Origin of the sequence: Thalassobacillus pellis, assembly GCF_016908295.1 — a bacterium.
GTDB classification, from domain to species: domain Bacteria; phylum Bacillota; class Bacilli; order Bacillales; family Halobacillaceae; genus Thalassobacillus; species Thalassobacillus pellis.
Genome location: NZ_JAFBDO010000004.1, coordinates 126,116 through 145,476, shown reverse-complemented (window position 1 = coordinate 145,476; position 19,361 = coordinate 126,116). Strand labels below are relative to the sequence as shown.

The window sequence follows — 19,361 nt, the reverse complement described above, 5'->3', positions numbered from 1 at the left end:
AAAACTTCATAAAATAGGAAGGTATTTTCCACTTTTTTAGAGAATTTGTTACGATGACGAAGTGATATCAAGGAGGAATAGCAATGGCGCCATCTACCAAAGAATTACCTAAGCGAGAAGACATTCCTGTTGAACATACGTGGAAGCTTGAGGATATTTTCCCAAGCGATGAAGATTGGAAAAAAGAATTCGAAGCAGTCAAAAAGATGCTTCCGGAAGTGAAAGAATATCAGGGAAAGCTGTCCGAATCAGCTGATCAGCTGTATGGACTGTTCAAGCTTCAGGACGAAATATCGAATCGTACAGGTAAGCTGTTCACATATGCCCACATGCGAGCGGACCAGGATACGACGAATTCTTTTTATCAAGAACTTAATTCCAAAGCGGAAAACCTTTATACACAAGTGGCTTCTGCCATGAGTTTTATTGTACCGGAAATCCTTGCGATGGAAGAGGGTAAGGTGGAGCAATTCTTAAGCGAAAAAGAAGAACTGAGGCTCTATAAACATACATTGGACGAAATCACTCGCCAAAAAGAGCATGTACTTAGTGAAAAAGAGGAAGCTCTCCTGGCTGGATTTTCAGAAGTTGCTTCCAGCCCGTCACAGACCTTTGGCATGCTGAATAATGCCGACTTGACGTTCCCGAGCATTAAGGATGAGGAGGGAAATGAGGTCGATGTGACCCACGGCCGCTATATCCGCTTTATGGAATCGAAGGATCGGAGCGTCCGGGAATCCGCATTCAAAGCGATGTATGATACTTTTGAGAAATTCAAGAATACGTTTGCTTCCACCTTAAGTGGAAACGTGAAGAAAGACAACTACTTCGCCGAAGTACGTAATTACAGTTCAGCACGGGAAGCGGCGCTTGATGACAATAAAATTCCTGAACAGGTATACGATAACCTGATCGATGCTGTAAATGAGCGTTTGCCGTTACTTCATCGCTATATTCAGCTGAGGAAAAAAGTGCTCGGCCTTGAGGAGCTTCATATGTATGACCTTTATACTCCTCTCGTCAAAGATGTTGATATGGATGTCAGTTACGAGGAAGCCAAGGGACTTGTCTTAGAAGGTCTCGAACCTTTGGGGGAAGAGTATACCGGAATTATCAAAAAAGGCTATCAGAATCGATGGATTGATGTCGAAGAAAATAAAGGGAAGCGGAGTGGCGCTTACTCCTCTGGCCATTATGGAACGCATCCTTATATTCTCCTGAACTGGCAGGATAACATTAATAACCTGTTTACGCTTGCCCATGAACTTGGTCACTCCTTGCACAGCTATTACACGTTTGAAAATCAGCCGTACCGATATGGCAATTATTCCATTTTCGTTGCGGAAGTGGCTTCGACTTGCAACGAAGCACTTTTAAACGATCATCTGCTTAAGGTGACGGAGGATGACAAGAAGAAGATGTACCTGCTCAATAATTTCCTGGAGGGATTCCGAGGTACCGTTTTCCGTCAGGCAATGTTCGCTGAATTCGAGCATGATATTCATGTTCTTGCGCAGAATGGTGAAGCGCTGACTGCTGATAAATTGACTGAGCTCTACTATGATCTGAATAAGAAATATTTTGGTGATGAGCTTGTGATTGATGATGAGATCGGTCTAGAGTGGGCACGTATCCCGCATTTCTATTACAACTATTATGTTTATCAATATGCTACCGGTTACGCTGCAGCGACAGCACTTGCTTCCCAGATTCTTGAAGAAGGGGAAGGAGCGGTCGAACGCTATAAAAACTTCCTGAAAGCAGGCAGCAGCGACTATCCGATTGAAGTGCTGAAACAGGCAGGTGTCGATATGACCTCTAAAGAACCTCTTTTGGCAGCGCTGGATGTCTTCGAACAAAAACTGACCGAAATGGAAGAACTATTGAAATAATCATGTGATGGTAAAAACCACTCTACTAAGATAAAGGGCTGTCCCATAAGTCTGTAATAGGCTAATTGGGGCAGTCTTTTCTGTAATGTTGATACCGGAAAAGTGGGGCTGGGAAACCTTCGAGGTCACTGAAAAAAGAAGATTTTGTTTTAAAAATAGCGGTCGATTCTCCCTGTGGTAAAAAGCGTCAAGACAAGAATCTCCTTAAGCTTGTCAGGGGTGGGCAAGGTGGTTCCGCTTTTGGTTTAATTTTAGAGGATTTAATCTTACAGTGGTTTTATTTAAAGTATTGTGGCGCGAGAAAAAAGTGATTTTCTTAAAAAACAAAGAAAATCACCCTTTTTTGATTGATTGGCGCTGTTAAAGTTTATTGCGGTATACGGTTATTTCATGGCTGATCCCACGATGAGCTAGATGCGGTGACGACTGCGATAACAGCACGAGCCGAAGATCCACTTGGTCAAGCGGTCTTTTTGGCCAAGAAGGCTTGAGGCTGTGCCCGCGGCAAGCTTCCGCCGGCATGCGATTCGTTGGTTAGTCAGCTGATCGATTCTTGAAATGCAGATTTCAGCTTCAATCGAAGCCTTTGAACCTGCGCCTATGTAAAAGCGATTTGATGAAAATATAAATCAGCAGAAATAGCACCGGTGATGTTACATAGAGGGGATAAAGGCGCATCAGCCCGAAAATGTTAATGGTAAAGGCAACCAAGTAAAGAAAGACGAATAAGATGATGTAAGGGGTTTTCACGGCAATCGCCTCCTCACCCCCATGATATGCTTATCCTTTTCTGCATAGAACATTATGATATAAGAAACGCACAGCCGCTTTCAGGCTGTGCGTTTGTGTTTAACCCTCAGGTTCATATCTCCAGAACACCCCGTATTTGACAGGGACTTCCTTTACTTTTTGTTTTAGGACTAGCTTTTTCATTTCTTTTTTAGCCTGTTGCTCTGTCCAGTCGAATACGACGGCGATTTCTTTATTGGCAACAAAATTATAATAGCTTAAAAATTCCTCGAGAGTGGGTTTATTAGCAGGTTTCGGATCTTTCTGCAACATTTCCTTCAATACATTGACATAGACGTTATAAGCGTATGTTCCTGACACTTTCAGACCAGCATCTTCATCGGACTGGTTGAATAGGACAAGTGTAGGGATGGAATCGACATCCATTTCCCTCGTCAATTTAAAATCACATTGTAAGGCTCTTCTCGCTGCATCGGAATGCAAGTCTTTGACAAATTCATCCACGTCAAGCTTGCTTTTTCTTGCACATTCTATCAATACTTCCTCTTCTGAGATATTCTGTTTTTCAAGGAATACATACTCTTGTACTTTTCGTAAAAAGCGCATCCCCGGCTTTTTTCCTTGAAGCTCTGCTGCCTTGATGGCGAGCGAGGTTATCAATGGGGAGGAGATTGGGTTTTCAAGCCAGACATCCCCATCACAGCACATACCCGTCCGGTTGGCTGTTTTATCCCATACTTTTTTCAAGTGAGATGGTTTATCCAGTATCTTCTTATGAAGGGACGTCATTTTTCCGCTGATAATCGGGCGAATCGTGAAAAATCGTCCATACTCTATGGTAAGTTTCTTTATTATCGGTTCTAATGACCAGCATTCGGGACATAGAGGATCTATAAAGACATATATTTCTACTGGCCTTTTCAACAGGTCAAAAAAACTGATTTGGGTATTCGGTTGTTCCTGCGATGTTCCAGTAGCTTTCCAACTCACATAGATTCTCCTTTCTCGTCCTCTGTTGTATTCATCATATGCTGCGCTGTCATAGTCAGCCGTTCGAATATGGCCTGACGATAGGGCTCTTCTATTTCTGCTTCTTCAAGGGCAGCTTCCATGCATGCAAGCCAGGCATCCTTTCGTGTCGGGGTGATCGGAAATGGCAAATGTCTGGCGCGCAGCATTGGATGACCGTGCTCTTCAGTATAAAGGGCCGGTCCCCCGAAAAATTGGGTTAAAAACTGCTTTTGCTTACGTGCAGTCTCCGTCAAATCATCAGGGAATATAGGTATCAGATCTGGATGCTCAGCCACACGCTTATAAAAAGCATCAACTAGGGCGACAACTTTATCTCTGCCACCGATCGCCTCATATATTGTACCTGGTTTGTGCATAGTCAAGACACCTTTCTTTACTTGTTATTCATTGTAGCAACGGTCCTCCGCTACGGCAAACGTTGTGTTTTTAACGCAAGGTCTGGAAGAATCGTTTGATTTTATTATCGGTTGGTCTTTCCGGGATTTCATGGTCCGTCAATAACTGATGGAAAATTTTCTCCCCATGGGCCCGGTGATCGGCTTCCAGCTCGAGCTCATAGTCTTCCACATCGTTATAGCTGCTGTGGTCAAGCACCACGGTTGTATCATGGTAGATGATTTCATTCCTTCTGGTGGTGAGGGCGCCCCAGTATCTCAGCCTGTCCGGCTCAATTCCAAGTTCATTCAATTGTTTCTCCATATATTCTTTCCTCGCAGGTGACCCATTTATCCAGCCTTGGAATTCATCTGGCGTAACAGGCTCATGCGTTTCCAGAAGATCCTCGCCTTTGGGCTGTTTCAATGTCATGGTATATACGCCGTTTTTTTCTCTGATACGTAGGGCTGACCCTCGATCACGGAGAGCGAATTCCGGCGTTTCAAAATAATGGTTCGTCTGTGTCTCTGTTTTTGCCCGGTCAAACGGGAGGGTTGTTTCCAAACGATGGAACTCATCTTCCGTCAATAAATTTTTAAATTCGATTTCAATTTCCTGTGTCATAATGAATGCCTCCTCAACCCTGCAATAATTATGAGGAAGATAACCTATGATTGCAAAGATTATTTCTTATTATCTTTTATGATACAATGAAATGGAGTGAAATATCACATATTTGCTACACAGTAAGCTACATAAAGGTGGGAACTCGGATGGATTGGGAGGTTTTTTTAGCACCTTATACCCAAGTGGTAGATGAACTGAAAGTAAAATTAAAAGGGATGCGCGCCCAATTTGAATACGAATTGGAACACTCACCGATTGAATTTGTGACCGGCCGAGTGAAACCGATCACCAGTATCATTGAAAAAATGCAGCGCAGGAATATTCCTGCTGCCGGAATGGAAGAAGAAGTACAGGACATCGCAGGCGTCCGTGTCGTCTGTCAATTTGTCGACGACATTTATGTGGTGGTCAACATGCTTAAGCACAGGCACGATTTTGAAATCATCGAAGAAAAGGATTATGTTTCAAGAAAGAAGGAAAGCGGGTACCGTTCTTATCATCTGATAATTTCCTATCCGGTAGAGACGATTCATGGGGAGAAAAAGGTACTTGCTGAAATACAAATCCGGACATTGGCGATGAATTTCTGGGCAACGAATGAGCATTCCCTGAACTATAAATACTCAGGCCAGATTCCTTCCAATGTGAAAACAAGATTGAAAAGTGCATCTGAAGCTGCTTTCCGACTTGATGAGGAAATGTCTAAAATTAAAAATGAAATCCAGGAAGCTAAGAAAATTTTCAATCGAAAAGACCAGAACAGCCAGCCGGAAAACTAGTTTAATCTGAACTGAGGTGTATGGACATGAAATTTGCGATATTATCTAAAGGCGACGACAAATCGAATAACCTATGCGCTAAAATCAAGAGCTATTTGACGGAATTTGAATTGGAATATAACGAAGAGGTCCCCGACCTGGTCATTTCGGTTGGCGGGGATGGCACGTTGCTGGAAGCTTTCCATCAATATGTCCATCGGTTGGATCAGACTGCGTTCATTGGTATCCATACCGGCCACCTCGGATTCTATGCCGACTGGATGCCTTCCGAACTGGAAAAATTGATCATCGAAATTGCCAAAACACCATTTCAAGTGGTGGAATATCCTTTGCTGGAAGTCATTATCCGCCCTAAAAATGGCGGAGAGGAAAGCCGGTATCTTGCTTTGAACGAGTGTACGATCAAAACGTCGGAAGGTTCAGTCGTATTTGATGTGGAAATCAAAGGAGATCATTTTGAAACCTTCCGTGGCGATGGGCTGTGCATTTCAACACCATCAGGAAGTACAGCGTACAACAAGGCACTCGGAGGAGCGATTCTCCACCCTTCTTTGGAGGCGATCCAGATTGCAGAAATGGCCTCTATCAACAACAGAGTGTTCCGTACTATTGGTTCTCCATTGATTTTACCCGGCCATCATACCTGTCTGTTAAAGCCGCTCCATGACAAGAGCTTCATGATCACCGTCGACCACATTACCCATACCTATAAAGACGTAAAATCGATTCAGTTCCGTGTGGGTAAAGAAAAGGTACGCTTTGCGAGGTTCCGTCCGTTTCCGTTCTGGAAGCGAGTCCGTGATTCCTTCGTCGCCGACGACCGCGAATGAAGAGACTGAACCTGTCGTGGGAGATTGAAGAAGAACATGAGGGAATGCTTCTTCGGGATTATCTATATGTCGTCAGAGGCTTCTCGCGCCGGACGATCAAACATATCAAAGAAAATGGAGAGCTGATAGTCAATGGCCGGGAAGAAACCGTCCGGTACAAACTTTGTCAGGGAGATGACTTGGTTATTGTTTTTCCTGAAGAACATCCTGCTGGAAATTTGCAGGCAGAGGAGATGCCGCTTACCATCGTATATGAAGATGATCTGCTTCTAGTCCTGGATAAGCCGGCAGGAGTTGCTGTAATGCCATCGATGAACCATGATGTCACCATCGCGAATGGCCTTGTCGCCTATTATCAGGAAAAGGGTTTAGCAGCAACTGTCCATATTGTAACCCGTCTTGATCGCGATACATCCGGTTTGATGTTGATTGCCAAGCACCAGTACAGCCATTCGCTGCTGGCCAGAAGCAAGGTACAGCGAACATACGGGGCACTTGTAGAAGGGCAGTTACCAACGGAAACAGGTGTTATTGACGCACCGATCAGCAGGAAAGCTGGCTCTATCATCGAACGGGAAGTGCATGCGGATGGAAAAAATGCCGTCACTGAATACCGCGTCATAGAGAAGTTTGCCGACCATTCCTTTGTCGAGCTTAAGCTGCAGACAGGGAGGACTCATCAGATCCGTGTCCATATGGCACATGAAGGCTGCCCATTAGCAGGTGATGACTTGTATGGTGGTTCCCGGGAATTAGTGGGGAGGCAGGCGCTCCATTGCATGAGGCTGCATGTTAAGCATCCTCTGACAGGACAGGCACTTGAGTTTACTAGTACGTTCCCTGCGGATATTCTCCATAAAGTGAAAAGATGATGGAAACGACTTAGGTTTACAGTCGTTTCCATCATCTTTTTTCATTTGCAATGCGGGAATCAGCGGACGGGTGGAGGAATCGGCGGACGAGGTGCGAGTATCTTCGTTGAGCCGACAGCGCATATAAATAACATATGAAAATAAAAGCTCGAGGAGGAGTCCTCGAGCTACATAATGAAGTTTAATAACGAAATTTTTCCTCGACGAACGGCATGCTGGAGGGGACGCTGACGATTGCTTCCTCGGGCAGTCGGAAAGCGGTCAGTTTATTTCCAAATACACAGCCGGTGTCAATGTTCACTGTTTTGTTGACGAAGCGGGGTTCCAAAGTCGGCGTGTGGCCATAGATGATCCACTTGTCACCCTGGTAGCTTTGAGCCCAGTCACGGCGTACCGGCCGGCCATCTTCATGCTTTTCGCCAGTGATGTCGCCGTAAAGGACGAACGTTTTGACTTTTTTTCCGTGCTGCCCGATGTAATCCTGACGAATACCAGCATGAGCAATTACGGCATCGATTTCCGGAATTTCCAGATAAAGAGGAGACGCATCCATCAGCTCCATGAACTTATCTCTGACTTCCTCTCGTTCTTCTGGAGGGAGTGCTTTGTATTCAGCTGTAGTTGTTTCGAGCCCGTGTTGTTCTTTGACTGGATTTCCGTGGAAGTAACGATACAATTTATTGCAATGGTTTCCAGGAAGATAGCGTGCTGATTTTCTTTCCATGACGAGCTCATATACGAATCGGATCGTCTCAACGGAAGCAGGGCCGCGATCTGTGATGTCACCAACAAAAACAGGCACCCTGTTATCGGGATGACTCGGCATCCCGTCTTTCCATTCGTATTCCAATTTATCAAATAGTGCTTTCAGTTCGTCCAGGCAGCCATGGACATCTCCGATAACATCAATTTTCATCGTATTCCCCCTTCTTAGAGGTCGGTTTCCTATGCTATTATTCCCTGTAAAAAGGGAAACAAACAGATATATTTTCAGGATGTCCTTTCAGTTCAGGAATGAGGCTAATAATGGATGCACAGGTTAAATAGGAAACAGGATTACAATATTATTGACAAACCATGGTGATGCAATTACGATAAAACGGTCAATGACTCATGTCTACATAATAAGGAGGGGATAGTATATGGAACATTTGGAAGAGCAGGAGCTCTTAAGGATTTGGGAAGAAATTCGCGAAGCCTTGAAAAATGAGCAAATTGATCGTTTCCGTGCCGAATTTTTAGAACTTCATCCCTATGATCAGGCAAGTGTTTTTGCGGAAATGGGCGATGAGACGAGAAAGAATGTTTATTTGTATCTATCCCCCGAAGAAATATCTGAAGTCATGGAGCATATCGACTATGAGGATACCGAACCTTATTTTACCGAAATGGATCCCCGATTTGCGGCACAGGTATTTGCAGAAATGTCGACGGATGATGCTGTCGATATTCTGAACGAATTGGATAAAAATAAGGTTGCCAGCTTTTTGACGATCATGGACGATAAGGATGCAGAAGAAATCAAGGATCTGCTTCATTATGAGGAAAAAACGGCTGGAAGTATCATGACGACGGAGTTTGTTGCGTTAAAAGCGGCACAGACCGTCCGGGAAGCAATGCTCCATTTGAGGAGAGAGGCTCCGGATGCGGAAACGATCTACTATACCTATGTGATCGATGAAGATAAACGTTTGGCCGGTGTCATTTCCTTACGTGATCTGATCATTGCAGAAGATGATTGGAAAATTGCGGAAATCATGAATGAGCGGATCGTATCCGTTTCTGTAGGGGAAGATCAGGAAGAAGTTGCCCGGATGTTCCGTGACTATGATTTCCTCGCACTCCCTGTTGTTGATTTCCAGAATCATTTGTTAGGAATTATCACGGTTGATGACGTCCTTGATGTCATGGAAGAAGAGGCGAGTGAGGATTATTCCAAGCTTGCGGCGATTTCAGATGTGGATAGTCCTGACGATAATGCATTTGCTTCTGCGAAGAAACGTCTGCCTTGGCTTATCATTTTATTGTTTTTAGGAAGCATGACGGCAAGCCTGATCGGACAGTTCGAAGCAACACTGGATAAAGTAGCAATCTTGGCAGTTTTTATTCCGCTCATTGCCGGTATGGCAGGAAACACAGGTACACAGGCACTGGCAGTTGCCGTAAGAGGGATGGCGACTGGAGAAATCGATAAGCAGGGTAAACGAAAAATGATCATGCGTGAAGCTTTCACCGGGCTGATTACCGGTACAGCGTGCGGTACACTTATTACGCTGATCGTCTTTTTCTGGAAGCATGATTTCTTTCTCGGTCTGCTTGTAGGCATCTCGATTATGGCAACACTTATTGTTGCGACCCTGGCAGGATCACTTGTCCCACTGGTCATGGATAAGCTGAATATCGACCCCGCCGTCGCATCCGGACCATTTATCACCACGATAAACGATATCATTTCCATCCTTATTTACTTTGGGATGGCAACAGCATTCATGAACTTATTGATTTGAAAAAGGGGGACTTGTGAATGGAGCACGGAGCTTCGGTCACCTCATTAGTCATTGTAATCATTGCAGCATTCATAACTCCAATTATCATGCATCGCTTAAAACTTAAGGTGATCCCCGTAGTTGTGGCTGAAATCATTGTCGGGCTGATTATCGGAAAAAGCGGCTTTGACATTGTTGAGCCTGGGAGCTGGATTGAGATCCTCTCCACACTCGGTTTCATTTTCCTGATGTTTTTAAGCGGGCTTGAAATAGATTTTTCGATTTTTGGAAAAAGAAAAAAGAGCAGAAAGCAGTCCGGGAATGGTGTGGATGCACCTAACCCGGTTTTGATCGCCTCTCTCATATTTGCATGTATTTTCGTATTGTCACTCGGGCTTTCCTACTTGTTCGTCTGGGGTGGCTTAGTCGACAATGCCTTCTTAATGACACTTATAATATCTACCATCTCCCTCGGGGTGGTTGTGCCGACATTGAAGGAAGCACATATGATGAAATCGACGATCGGCCAGACAATTCTGTTGATTGCGGTCATTGCTGATCTCGCAACCATGATTCTTCTGGCAGTATTCGTTTCTTTATACGGCGAAGGTGAGAGTAATATGTGGCTTCTCCTCGTTCTTTTTGGAGCAGGGGTCCTCATCTATTTCATCGGAAAATATTATCGCCATCAATCCTTCATGGAAACGATGACGAAAGGTACGATACAGATCGATACACGAGCTGTATTTACCTTGATCATCGTGCTGGTATCGCTATCAGAAACAGTCGGTGCTGAGAACATTCTCGGTGCATTTCTGGCTGGAACGCTTGTGTCCTTGTTATCGCCTAACCCTGAGCTGGTCAAACGGATGGACAGTTTCGGTTACGGTTTCTTGATTCCGATTTTCTTCGTCATGGTCGGGGTGAAAATAGATATTTGGAGCCTGATTCAGGAGCCGAAGGTTATGATCCTCATTCCGCTGTTATTTATCGCCCTGTTCATTTCGAAAATAGTCCCGACGCTCATCCTGCGTAAATGGTATGACTGGCGGACAGTAATGGGCTCGGGTTTTTTGCTTACTTCCACCCTATCACTCGTCATTGCAGCAGCTACCATCGCTGAGCGGGAAGGTTTGATTGACAATCAAATGGAAGGCGCGCTGATTTTGCTGGCGGTTCTGACATGTCTGGTGACACCGATGGCTTTTAAAAAAATCTACGGGCGTTTTGAAGAAGAACACCATGTTCAGCTCGTTTCCTTTGTCGGTTCAAACCGGATGACGCTGCCTGTGGTAAGAGAGCTTGACAGCAAGCAGTATGAAACCCATCTTTACCATACAAAAGTGGACAAAATCGATGATAAAATCAGCCGTTCCTGTTTTGATATTAAGGAGCTCGACAGCTATGACCCGGAAGCGATGAAGCAGGCCGGCGTATATGATGTCGATATCCTTGTCGCATCCACAGGAAATGATGAAAAAAATGCTGAAATCGCACGCTATGCCAAAGAGCTGGGAGTAGAGCGTGTCATCGTAAGGGTTGAATCGCCAGAGCTTGAAAAAGAACTGACCGCCCTGAATATCGATGTATTTTCTGTGTTCTTATCAACAAAAGCTCTGCTGAAAGCAATGATTGTTGCTCCGGATGTCGTAGAAATTCTTACCGATCAGGACAGTGCATTGTATCAAATCAATATGAACAATGCCGAATACGATGGTGTCATGTTGCGGGAATTCCCGTTCACAGGTGACGTCATCATGGTGCGTATTTTCCGCGGGGAAGATTCGATTGTTCCACACGGAGATACAAGGCTTCGTTTGAATGATCATCTGATCGTAACAGGATCGCCGGAATATGTAGAAGAATTAAAAATGCAGCTGGAATACTGGCATTGGAGCTAAATGAAGGACCCCTGTTGGAGCAGGGGTTCTTTTTTATCCCTCGAGAGTTGAAAATGGATAGTAGTGGATGTTTTTTTGAAGCAGCTCCATCGTCTATCCCCTCGAGGTCATAAGCCGGTTCTCTCTGTGACAAAGACCGTCACGACGAGGCTTGGCATAAGGCGCTTCTGCTTTTGTTCTTAACCTCTAACTGATTCCGACACCGGCACTGGAATAGCCGGTAACAACGACAGCTAGAGGAGCGCCGCCTGTTACCGTAGCCGTAAATACCATTAACAATCGATCTCCAGGCTCTACAGGAATTTCCAGCCCGTCTGTCAGACCTTGAAGGGAAGTTCCGATTTCAATGGTACCTGTCAAAGCAGGGGCCAAGTCAACGCTTGCGCCTTCAATAGGTGTGAATTGGTCTGTAGCAGGTGCAGCAGAGCGATATAGCTGGGCTGAAATAGTAATTTCAGAACCAAGCAGATCAACGGCGGCAAGTGTGGAGAAATAAGCGGCTATGGAAGTGATCGTTCCTTCCCGCGGTACGGAAAAAGCCATATTGAGCGCAAGGCCTTCTGCTCCTGTAAGCGAAATCGTCCCATCCTCAGCAATGGTTACATCATTAGCGGAATTCCCAAATCCAAGTAAGCTCGCTGTTCCTACAACATCATCCAATACCATAGTCATTTCAGACGGGGTGCCGGAAGAAAAAGGGATAATGGCACCTGCTCCAGGTACACCTGGTTCTCCCTGGATACCTTGAGGTCCTCGCAAGCCCCTTGGTCCTCTTGGTCCTCGAGGCCCAGTTGCTCCCCGAGCTCCAACACGCCCTCTTTCTCCCTGTGGTCCTTGATAACCCGGATTTTGAGGGGCTGATAAAGCTTCACAAGGAATTGATCGACATGAGTAACAGTTGTTATTATGGTTCGACATTCATCTTTCTCCTTTTCATAGGTAGTCCCTTAAATTGTATGTGAATTCCACTGATATGCCTGTACGAATGCCATATTTCCTGCGTTAAATGGGGTATATATATGAAATATTTTCCATTTTCAAGGATGCAAATCAGATACATAGGCATAGGAGCGAAATTGGTTATAGTCCTATTACCTTTTTTTAACGTAAAATTGGCCACAGCACCATTGAAGAATATAAAATATTCCATATTTGTATTTCCTCATTATTTCCGATAAAATAGGAGCAGGTACTAATAACAAATCACAAATCATTTTACGAAACAGTATTACCTCAAGGAGGTCATGGAATGAAATTTTCACTAGAAGGTCGCACATATGTAGTCATGGGTGTGGCAAACAAACGCAGTATCGCATGGGGAATTGCCCGTTCTTTACATGAAGCGGGTGCCCGCCTGATCTTTACTTATGCATCTGAACGGTTTGAAAAGCCGGTTAGGGATCTGGTTGATTCCTTAGAAGGACATAATTCTTTATTCTATGAATGTGACGTTACGGATGATGAAGCAATCATCAAGACATTCGAAAATATTCAAAATGATGTTGGCGTCATTCACGGCCTTGCGCACTGTATCGCATTTGCTAATAAGGACGAACTGTCTGGCGATTACATGAACGTGTCCCGTGACGGTTTCCTTACCGCACACAACATCAGTTCATACTCGTTGACAGCTGTTGCTCGCGCGGCACAGCCATTGATGACGGAAGGCGGAAGCATCCTTACGCTTACTTACCTTGGCGGCGAAAAAGTCGTCGAGAATTACAATGTTATGGGTGTTGCTAAAGCGAGCCTGGATGCAAGCATGCGCTATCTTGCGAACGATCTTGGTAAGCATAATGTCCGCGTTAACGCCATTTCTGCAGGACCAATCCGTACCCTTTCCGCAAAAGGTGTCGGCAGCTTCAACTCTATCTTGAAAGAAATCGAAGAACGTGCGCCACTGCGCCGTCCGGTTACCCAGGAAGAAGTCGGGGATACTGCTTATTACCTGATGAGCGATCTTTCCCGTGGTGTTACAGGTGAAATTATTCATGTGGACGCCGGTTTTAGCATCAAAGGATTTTAATTGAATTATATGGAAGAAAAAAGGCATTCCATAATGATGGGATGCCTTTTTATAATGGTTAGATTGTAAACCACCTCGCTCCATGACTGGGTGAAAATATGCTCACCCGCATCCGGAATCCGCTGGTGCATCAGTAAAATATACTCGTCCATGGCCAGAATACGCTCTTTCTCTGGTGAAATATGCTCTTCCACTTCCAAAATACGCTCCCCAAGCAAGTAATGCCAGCCAGGGGGTGTAGCTTTTTTGGGCTGATTTTCGGCTAATCTGCACAAATGAAGAAATCTGGGCATATATATGAAAAGACGAATAGCTGGAAAAGGAGTGTGCCCCACCATGGCCAAGCAAAAAAAGCTTGTGCAAGAACCGATGTTTTATATCACCCAGCCTAAGCTGACTCCATCCACAGCTTCGATGCAGACGATGTACCACAGCAGAAAAAGCAGCGAAGCCCCTGTCCGGAAAGAAAAAGAGGTTACTCCGGTGGAAAAAGAAGTGCGCCATCGTCAGTTGGCAGCGGATTCCCTGGAGGCTGAGCAGAAGTCTGAAGGCAGTCTGGAAGAAAGGGAAGAGCGGGAAGAGGAAATGGAAGAATCATCCGTCAAGACGAGGAGAGACCGCAGGCGGCGTTTCAGGGATATGGATTTAGAGGAAAAAATTTTTTACTTTGTCAACCTCCCATCTCAGGTTCCGAAAATGAAATGTGAAGTCGTGACGAATACTGACAGGTTTAAAGGTTATATCAATGATTACCGAAAAGGAATCGTGTATATGAAGACATTCCAGCGGCCGTTCAAAAAGGAAATCGCTTTTGAGGACATTGAAGAGATTAGTCTGATGGGATTTTAGCGCTGCTAAGTAATATGAAAAAAGTCGCGCCATCAGCAGGCGCGACTTTTTCTGTTTCCTTCTTAGGAAATGGCATCAATTGCTGGCAGGCAGGTGATATGACAGAAGCAGTTCAAGTCTACTGTGATACAGATGCCTGTAGCTCTTAGACGGCCAGTTTTTTGTTCAACCGGATCATCTGGATTATCTTCGTTGTCATTCGGATCACGCAGAAGTTCAAGCGTCGCACAGTTGTCATCGTCTACCTCTTTGACTCGGAAGTAAAAGCTTCCTACCACGTCGCCAACTGCTCCTCTTGGGGCACCGAATCCCTTAAAAGGTTTACATGTACCTTTACAGTAAAGCAGCACTGGGACAGTATCTCTTCCTGCACCATTTGATTCACCCAACAGGTCGTTGATCGATTGCTCACAGCTCGAACTGCATTCAGATAGTACATCATTTTGCGCAGCTACTATCTCGTTTAGTATATCGCTGACGCAATTGCCTGTATCGAAGTGTTTTCCACAGCTCATATATTTTTCCCCTTTCTGTCTGTTCTTGACATATTGTCTTTAATAGAATATGAACACTTGCCCTGTTGGTGTGGGCATTCGTCGCTATTTTTCCTTTTTACCCAAGAAAAAAACAGGAAGGAAGCCCATACATCCTGGCGGTAGATACATAGACTAATAACGATTAATGGACGATAAGGAGATGAAAAAATGTCTGAGAGAAAACGCGTGATCAAGGTGGATAACCTTGTCATAGAAGCGGAGAATGTGTTCATCGAACCGCGTAGACGTCGTCATGATGATGACCATAAACACGACAGACGAGTGGATCCATTTTTCGGGCGTCAACGCCATGATGATGACCGTGTGGATCCATTCTTCGGCCGTCGCCACAAAGATGACGATGAAGTCGGAGGCGCGGAAGACAGAGATCACAAAAGAGATGATGTCCGGGGCGAAGAAGATGAGAACGAGCGCCATCATCGCAAACGTGGTTTCTGGTTCTAAATGATGCAGGTATCCCATCCGGCTCACAAGGATGGGAGATACATAGCCGCTGGCTACCAGAGGGGGATAAGTATTGGAAATCACCTGGATGGAACTACTTCTGTTCGTACTGGCAAGCTTCCGCCTGACGAGGCTGTTCGTCGATGACACCATCACTGAATGGCTGCGGGCGCCTTTTTTATCTTATAAAGAACACGAAAATGAAGACGGTATAGTCGAGCTGCACCTGGAAATTAAGGGAAGTGGGTTACGTGCATTTATTGGTGAGATCCTCAGCTGTCACTGGTGTATGGGAATCTGGTCGACAGGACTGCTCCTCGCTGCCTGGGAATGGGTGCCTTATACGGAATGGCTGTTATTGCTGCTTGCGATCAGTGGCGCGTCAGCGATAATCCGCGTATACTTGGATATTTAAACCACACATGTGCACGCATCAGCGAATAAGCTGTTATTAAAAAGGATAGATGCAATCATGAGAAGAGGGACGAGAAGACCCGTAAAATCATCCACCCTATCAAGGCCTGCGAAGAAAAAAGGGTGCGGTTGCGGGAAGAAGAAGGGATCAAGATGAGTTTAAGAGGGATGATGCGAGTAGTCGACCAAATCGATCGGATGCTTTCGGACAGTTCTAGCATTAAACAAAATCCGAAAAAAATGTTCAAGGAATTTGAAAGAATGATTGGCAAGTTTGATAACTTTTATCTCAACGAAATGAGAGATATCGAAAAGCGGGTCGAGAAAAAAGCACGGAAAATTCAGAATTTTTTCGAATAACCCCTCTAAAATGTAAACTTTCACGTATATTTTAGTTATATAGCGGGTAAGTAATCTATAACGAAGATAGGAGGGGGAAGTATGGGCTATATTTTACCGGTTCCTATGTATCAGTACGATGACTACCAGGAGCGTATCATCAAACCGAAACAATCCCCTTTCACAATAGAGGGTGTGTATCGGGTCACTTTAGATGAAAAAATGGACCAGCCGGAAGACGGCGGCCAACATACCAATAGAGGACCACAGGTCAAAAAAAACGGTAAGCACTTGTATCCTCCGAATGTCCATGCTGCCGCAGAGAAGATTTATGCGGAAGTGACTGGTAAAGGACTTCATTTCAGCGATAGTATATAAGTGAACTTAAAAGACCATTCCTGCTTTTATCCTGGCCAAGTGCAGCGACTTTCCGGATAATGGCGGCAATGGTCTTTTTATGGAGTAGAACCCGGATAAAAGTTCCGCATTTGGATTCAGTAACAGGAATATAATGCTGTTTCAGCGAAAGTATATAAACAGTACATAGGCTGAAAAAGGGGTTACATACAAATGGAATTTATTCGAATCAACGACCACTGCTGCTATTTTCACGGGGCTGTCAATATTGGATATGTTCATGATGGAGACAATGGCCTGATCATTGACGCAGGGATTGATAAATCAACGAGTAAAAAAGTACTGAGAGAGCTTGAAAACAGAGGTCTTCCGGTCACACACCTGTTCATTACACATGCCCATGCCGACCATTATGGGGGAGCAGCCCATATTCAATCAAAATATCCTGTCCATACAATTGCCCCTCACTTGGAGAGTGCCATTCTTGAGAACCCAATACTAGAGCCGCTATATTTATTCGGTGGGAATGATCCCATTTCCGAGCTCAGAAATAAGTTTCTCGAAGGGCCGCCTATTAAAGTGGATAGCCATATAACAGAAGGGGTGCAGTCATTTGCCGGAATGGAACTGGAATTTGTGCTGCTCCCAGGTCACAGCTATCAGCAGCTTGGCGTGAAGGCGTTTGATGTGTTGTATGCTGCAGATAGCTATTTTGCAATTGATCAGCTTAAAAAGCACCGGATTCCATACATTACAGACGCGAAGCTCACGATAAAAAGTTTAGAAAAATTACTTCAGATAAAGTGCAGTGGTGCTGTTCCTGGTCACGGAGAATACGAAGAAGATTTCAAAGCTACGGTCAGGGGTAATATCGATTATCATCAAAAGCTGCTGGACTGGCTGCGTATCTTTATTAGCGGGAATGAAGAAGGGATCAGTCATGAAGCAGTTGTCCGGGACATGTGTAACCATTTTAGTGCAAACCCGTCTCAGCTCGGGCAATGGCTGCTGTTCAGAACTGCTGTGACCGCTTATGTAACAGCTCTTTATCACGAAGGGAGCGTCATATTTTCCATAAAAAATAATACCTGGTTGATCGAGCCAAAAAGAGAGGACTAGTATGGCAAGACATACAAGTCCTCTCCTTCTTTATATTCGGCAAAAAACACATCCGAAAATGCCGTTACGTTCTGCCGCCTCAGCTGATCATGCAGCCATTGCTTATTGAGCCCGGCTTCTTTCAAATTATCCCACAATACCTCGCCATCGCTGATCAGCGCCATCGGCAAGGGAACGGTTTGTGGCTTGAGGTTCAGATCCTGCCGGGTCGGTGTCTGGGCCGTCGACTTCTTCAACACCGATATGGTCCCGTCGGTTTCGAGAATAGCAAATTCCACATCCTGGATGGAAAACACTTCTTTTGAGCGCAGCAGATGCTGGAGCTGATTGAGATCCAGTTTACTTTTCAGCATCTCCTGTTTCAGGATTTTCCCTTTATTAATGACAATCGAAGGCTTTCCTTCCAACAGGGATCGGGATTTCTTCACTTTTTCCGTAACCATTTCCGTAACATATAATAAAATTCCCCACACCAATACGGCATAGCCAATCTGGACGATGCCGACCTCCGGGTCATACAGCGCATTACCGACAAGCTCTCCGAGAATCATGGCAGCGATGAAGTCGAACGCGGTAATCTGCGTGATTTGCGACTTGCCGAGCACTTTCGTCAAGACAAACAGCGCCCCAAAGCCGAATATGGTTTCCGCCAATATCCGTAGGTAATCCATAGTTATCACAATCCCTTTGCTTAACTGTTAACCAGTTTAGACAGGGAAAGCGTTTGATATACAAAAAACCTGGAAGCGATGTGCTTCCAGGTTCTTTACCTAATTTGTTTAATCATCGTTACATGAGGGATGCCGGCATCCATGAATTCAAAGGAGACTTTTTCATAGCCCAGGTCTTTATAAAAATCCTGCGCATGAGTCTGGGCATTCAGCTTGGCATGGACCAGACCTTCTTTCCTGATTCTGTCTTCCATGGCTTCAATCATCTGTCTGCCATATGATTTTCCACGGAGTTCCTTCAACACACAGATCCGCTCCAGCTTTCCATAGTCGTCAACGAAGCGGAGTCGTGCGGCCGCTGCAGGTTCCTTATTTTCATATCCGACAAAATGCAGCGCAGTTTCATCGTGTTCATCGAGTTCCAGATCCTCTGGCACCTGCTGTTCATCCACGAAAACAACTCGGCGCACACGGTAGGCGTGCTGCAGTTCTTCATCTGTCTCGACTGCTTTGATAATCAATCTTATCCCTCTCCCAATACGAACGTTTCGTGTACAGTCCATGAACCATTTTCCAGTTGATACAACAGTTGAAAGCGATCCACTTTTTCCTTCAAGTCAAAATCATTCATGCGCAGACTTCCATAGATATCCGAGAACTCGTCTTCAGACAGCTTTTGGGCAATTGTGATATGCGGAACAAAAGAATACTCCCGGTTATCAGACAAATTGCCGGAATGCAGTTTTTCATTCAGCTCGATAATTTCTTCTGAAGGTTCTACTTTTAAATAGATGGTATTCGTCACAGGCGAAAAGGAACTTACCTTTTTGATTTCAATATCGAATGGTCTGGTTTCCCGCGCGATTTTTTCCAGCTCGGGAACGATTTTTTCGATATCTTCTTCTTCCGCTTCAAATGGTTCCTTAAGCGTGATATGAGGTGGTATCAAGGCATAATGTACATCGTATCGTTTACGATAAGAGTTGGCGACATCTTGTATTGCTTTTGGTGGAAAAATAGCTATTCCGTATCTCATCTTTA

Annotated in this window: 24 protein-coding genes; 13 read left to right on the top strand and 11 right to left on the bottom strand. The window is 44.8% G+C overall.

The annotated features are described in order from the left end of the window. The first annotated feature begins 83 nt into the window (after positions 1-83). The gene (gene pepF, locus JOC33_RS14365) at positions 84-1,892 is read left to right on the top strand and encodes an oligoendopeptidase F (protein ID WP_205093242.1); all 1,809 of its coding nucleotides are present in this window, start codon (positions 84-86) and stop codon (positions 1,890-1,892) included. Between the two features lie 573 nt (positions 1,893-2,465). Here the strand turns inward: pepF and JOC33_RS14360 are convergent. The 4 genes from JOC33_RS14360 to JOC33_RS14345 form a co-directional block, all read right to left on the bottom strand. Next, a complete protein-coding gene (locus JOC33_RS14360) occupies positions 2,466-2,642 on the bottom strand; it encodes a hypothetical protein (RefSeq protein ID WP_205093364.1) in 177 nt (58 codons plus the stop codon). A gap of 99 nt (positions 2,643-2,741) precedes the next feature. Next, positions 2,742-3,632 (bottom strand): DsbA family protein, encoded by an 891-nt coding sequence (locus tag JOC33_RS14355; RefSeq protein WP_205093241.1) that lies wholly within the window; start codon positions 3,630-3,632, stop codon positions 2,742-2,744. Continuing rightward, positions 3,629-4,030, bottom strand: a complete 402-nt coding sequence (locus tag JOC33_RS14350) for a globin domain-containing protein (RefSeq protein WP_205093240.1) — start codon at positions 4,028-4,030, stop codon at positions 3,629-3,631. The genes JOC33_RS14355 and JOC33_RS14350 overlap by 4 nt, the downstream gene beginning before the upstream one ends. A 70-nt stretch (positions 4,031-4,100) precedes the next feature. Further along, complete coding sequence (locus tag JOC33_RS14345) at positions 4,101-4,673, bottom strand: CYTH domain-containing protein (RefSeq protein WP_205093239.1); 573 nt, start codon at positions 4,671-4,673, stop codon at positions 4,101-4,103. Positions 4,674-4,822: 149 nt separating this feature from the next. Between JOC33_RS14345 and yjbM the strand changes: the two genes are divergently transcribed. From yjbM to JOC33_RS14330, 3 genes are read left to right on the top strand one after another with little or no spacing between them, the layout of a single operon-like run. Continuing rightward, positions 4,823-5,455, top strand: coding sequence for a GTP diphosphokinase (yjbM, locus tag JOC33_RS14340; protein WP_205093238.1), 633 nt, complete (start codon positions 4,823-4,825; stop codon positions 5,453-5,455). A gap of 26 nt (positions 5,456-5,481) precedes the next feature. Beyond that, positions 5,482-6,285, top strand: coding sequence for an NAD kinase (locus tag JOC33_RS14335; RefSeq protein WP_205093237.1), 804 nt, complete (start codon positions 5,482-5,484; stop codon positions 6,283-6,285). Continuing rightward, complete coding sequence (locus tag JOC33_RS14330) at positions 6,282-7,157, top strand: RluA family pseudouridine synthase (RefSeq protein ID WP_205093236.1); 876 nt, start codon at positions 6,282-6,284, stop codon at positions 7,155-7,157. Before JOC33_RS14335 ends, JOC33_RS14330 begins: the two co-directional genes overlap by 4 nt. A 181-nt stretch (positions 7,158-7,338) precedes the next feature. On the opposite strand, the gene prpE is transcribed toward JOC33_RS14330, so the two are convergent. Continuing rightward, complete coding sequence (gene prpE, locus JOC33_RS14325) at positions 7,339-8,073, bottom strand: bis(5'-nucleosyl)-tetraphosphatase PrpE (RefSeq protein WP_205093235.1); 735 nt, start codon at positions 8,071-8,073, stop codon at positions 7,339-7,341. A gap of 226 nt (positions 8,074-8,299) precedes the next feature. Here prpE and mgtE point away from each other — a divergent pair, with 226 nt between their 5' ends. Beyond that, on the top strand, positions 8,300-9,664 hold the full coding sequence (gene mgtE / locus JOC33_RS14320) for a magnesium transporter (protein WP_205093234.1): 1,365 nt from the start codon (positions 8,300-8,302) through the stop codon (positions 9,662-9,664). A 17-nt stretch (positions 9,665-9,681) separates the two neighbouring features. Beyond that, entirely contained in the window at positions 9,682-11,544 is a 1,863-nt protein-coding gene (locus JOC33_RS14315; RefSeq protein WP_205093233.1) for a monovalent cation:proton antiporter family protein, read from the top strand. 186 nt (positions 11,545-11,730) lie between these two features. Here JOC33_RS14315 and JOC33_RS14310 read toward each other — a convergent pair whose 3' ends face one another. Further along, positions 11,731-12,303, bottom strand: coding sequence for an exosporium glycoprotein BclB-related protein (locus JOC33_RS14310; RefSeq protein WP_205093232.1), 573 nt, complete (start codon positions 12,301-12,303; stop codon positions 11,731-11,733). Positions 12,304-12,793: 490 nt separating this feature from the next. On the opposite strand from JOC33_RS14310, the gene fabI reads away from it, so the two are divergent. Beyond that, entirely contained in the window at positions 12,794-13,570 is a 777-nt protein-coding gene (gene fabI, locus JOC33_RS14305; protein WP_205093231.1) for an enoyl-ACP reductase FabI, read from the top strand. A gap of 5 nt (positions 13,571-13,575) precedes the next feature. On the opposite strand, the gene JOC33_RS14300 is transcribed toward fabI, so the two are convergent. Beyond that, complete coding sequence (locus JOC33_RS14300; RefSeq protein ID WP_205093230.1) at positions 13,576-13,770, bottom strand: hypothetical protein; 195 nt, start codon at positions 13,768-13,770, stop codon at positions 13,576-13,578. Between the two features lie 136 nt (positions 13,771-13,906). Here JOC33_RS14300 and JOC33_RS14295 point away from each other — a divergent pair, with 136 nt between their 5' ends. Continuing rightward, the gene (locus tag JOC33_RS14295) at positions 13,907-14,419 is read left to right on the top strand and encodes a CotO family spore coat protein (protein ID WP_205093229.1); all 513 of its coding nucleotides are present in this window, start codon (positions 13,907-13,909) and stop codon (positions 14,417-14,419) included. Positions 14,420-14,481: 62 nt separating this feature from the next. On the opposite strand, the gene JOC33_RS14290 is transcribed toward JOC33_RS14295, so the two are convergent. Then, a complete protein-coding gene (locus tag JOC33_RS14290; RefSeq protein ID WP_205093228.1) occupies positions 14,482-14,934 on the bottom strand; it encodes a CotY/CotZ family spore coat protein in 453 nt (150 codons plus the stop codon). 207 nt (positions 14,935-15,141) lie between these two features. On the opposite strand from JOC33_RS14290, the gene JOC33_RS14285 reads away from it, so the two are divergent. The 5 genes from JOC33_RS14285 to JOC33_RS14265 all read left to right on the top strand — a co-directional run bounded on the left by JOC33_RS14285 (position 15,142) and on the right by JOC33_RS14265 (position 17,649). Beyond that, complete coding sequence (locus JOC33_RS14285) at positions 15,142-15,420, top strand: hypothetical protein (RefSeq protein WP_338054530.1); 279 nt, start codon at positions 15,142-15,144, stop codon at positions 15,418-15,420. 73 nt (positions 15,421-15,493) lie between these two features. After that, on the top strand, positions 15,494-15,835 hold the full coding sequence (locus JOC33_RS14280) for a DUF1360 domain-containing protein (RefSeq protein ID WP_205093226.1): 342 nt from the start codon (positions 15,494-15,496) through the stop codon (positions 15,833-15,835). Positions 15,836-15,987: 152 nt separating this feature from the next. Continuing rightward, a complete protein-coding gene (locus JOC33_RS14275) occupies positions 15,988-16,194 on the top strand; it encodes a hypothetical protein (RefSeq protein WP_205093225.1) in 207 nt (68 codons plus the stop codon). Between the two features lie 81 nt (positions 16,195-16,275). Beyond that, on the top strand, positions 16,276-16,551 hold the full coding sequence (locus JOC33_RS14270; RefSeq protein ID WP_205093224.1) for a hypothetical protein: 276 nt from the start codon (positions 16,276-16,278) through the stop codon (positions 16,549-16,551). 192 nt (positions 16,552-16,743) lie between these two features. Next, positions 16,744-17,649 (top strand): MBL fold metallo-hydrolase, encoded by a 906-nt coding sequence (locus JOC33_RS14265; RefSeq protein ID WP_205093223.1) that lies wholly within the window; start codon positions 16,744-16,746, stop codon positions 17,647-17,649. On the opposite strand, the gene JOC33_RS14260 is transcribed toward JOC33_RS14265, so the two are convergent. The 3 genes from JOC33_RS14260 to JOC33_RS14250 all read right to left on the bottom strand — a co-directional run bounded on the left by JOC33_RS14260 (position 17,646) and on the right by JOC33_RS14250 (position 19,356). Next, positions 17,646-18,320 (bottom strand): DUF421 domain-containing protein, encoded by a 675-nt coding sequence (locus JOC33_RS14260; RefSeq protein ID WP_205093222.1) that lies wholly within the window; start codon positions 18,318-18,320, stop codon positions 17,646-17,648. The two genes, JOC33_RS14265 and JOC33_RS14260, sit on opposite strands and share 4 nt — an antisense overlap. A gap of 95 nt (positions 18,321-18,415) precedes the next feature. Continuing rightward, positions 18,416-18,841, bottom strand: coding sequence for a GNAT family N-acetyltransferase (locus tag JOC33_RS14255; RefSeq protein WP_205093221.1), 426 nt, complete (start codon positions 18,839-18,841; stop codon positions 18,416-18,418). A gap of 2 nt (positions 18,842-18,843) precedes the next feature. Continuing rightward, positions 18,844-19,356 (bottom strand): YjcG family protein, encoded by a 513-nt coding sequence (locus JOC33_RS14250; protein WP_205093220.1) that lies wholly within the window; start codon positions 19,354-19,356, stop codon positions 18,844-18,846. Between the last annotated feature and the right edge of the window lie 5 nt (positions 19,357-19,361).

Excerpts from the sequence above, each read along its gene's own strand:
- JOC33_RS14265 (WP_205093223.1), top strand. The coding sequence starts at position 16,744 with ATGGAATTTATTCGAATCAACGACCACTGCTGCTATTTTCACGGGGCT.
- yjbM (WP_205093238.1), top strand. The coding sequence starts at position 4,823 with ATGGATTGGGAGGTTTTTTTAGCACCTTATACCCAAGTGGTAGATGAA.
- pepF (WP_205093242.1), top strand. The coding sequence starts at position 84 with ATGGCGCCATCTACCAAAGAATTACCTAAGCGAGAAGACATTCCTGTT.
- JOC33_RS14275 (WP_205093225.1), top strand. The coding sequence starts at position 15,988 with ATGAGTTTAAGAGGGATGATGCGAGTAGTCGACCAAATCGATCGGATG.
- JOC33_RS14330 (WP_205093236.1), top strand. The coding sequence starts at position 6,282 with ATGAAGAGACTGAACCTGTCGTGGGAGATTGAAGAAGAACATGAGGGA.
- JOC33_RS14290 (WP_205093228.1), bottom strand. The coding sequence starts at position 14,934 with ATGAGCTGTGGAAAACACTTCGATACAGGCAATTGCGTCAGCGATATA.
- JOC33_RS14270 (WP_205093224.1), top strand. The coding sequence starts at position 16,276 with ATGGGCTATATTTTACCGGTTCCTATGTATCAGTACGATGACTACCAG.
- JOC33_RS14350 (WP_205093240.1), bottom strand. The coding sequence starts at position 4,030 with ATGCACAAACCAGGTACAATATATGAGGCGATCGGTGGCAGAGATAAA.
- mgtE (WP_205093234.1), top strand. The coding sequence starts at position 8,300 with ATGGAACATTTGGAAGAGCAGGAGCTCTTAAGGATTTGGGAAGAAATT.
- JOC33_RS14250 (WP_205093220.1), bottom strand. The coding sequence starts at position 19,356 with ATGAGATACGGAATAGCTATTTTTCCACCAAAAGCAATACAAGATGTC.
- prpE (WP_205093235.1), bottom strand. The coding sequence starts at position 8,073 with ATGAAAATTGATGTTATCGGAGATGTCCATGGCTGCCTGGACGAACTG.
- JOC33_RS14315 (WP_205093233.1), top strand. The coding sequence starts at position 9,682 with ATGGAGCACGGAGCTTCGGTCACCTCATTAGTCATTGTAATCATTGCA.
- JOC33_RS14260 (WP_205093222.1), bottom strand. The coding sequence starts at position 18,320 with ATGGATTACCTACGGATATTGGCGGAAACCATATTCGGCTTTGGGGCG.
- fabI (WP_205093231.1), top strand. The coding sequence starts at position 12,794 with ATGAAATTTTCACTAGAAGGTCGCACATATGTAGTCATGGGTGTGGCA.
- JOC33_RS14345 (WP_205093239.1), bottom strand. The coding sequence starts at position 4,673 with ATGACACAGGAAATTGAAATCGAATTTAAAAATTTATTGACGGAAGAT.
- JOC33_RS14295 (WP_205093229.1), top strand. The coding sequence starts at position 13,907 with ATGGCCAAGCAAAAAAAGCTTGTGCAAGAACCGATGTTTTATATCACC.
- JOC33_RS14335 (WP_205093237.1), top strand. The coding sequence starts at position 5,482 with ATGAAATTTGCGATATTATCTAAAGGCGACGACAAATCGAATAACCTA.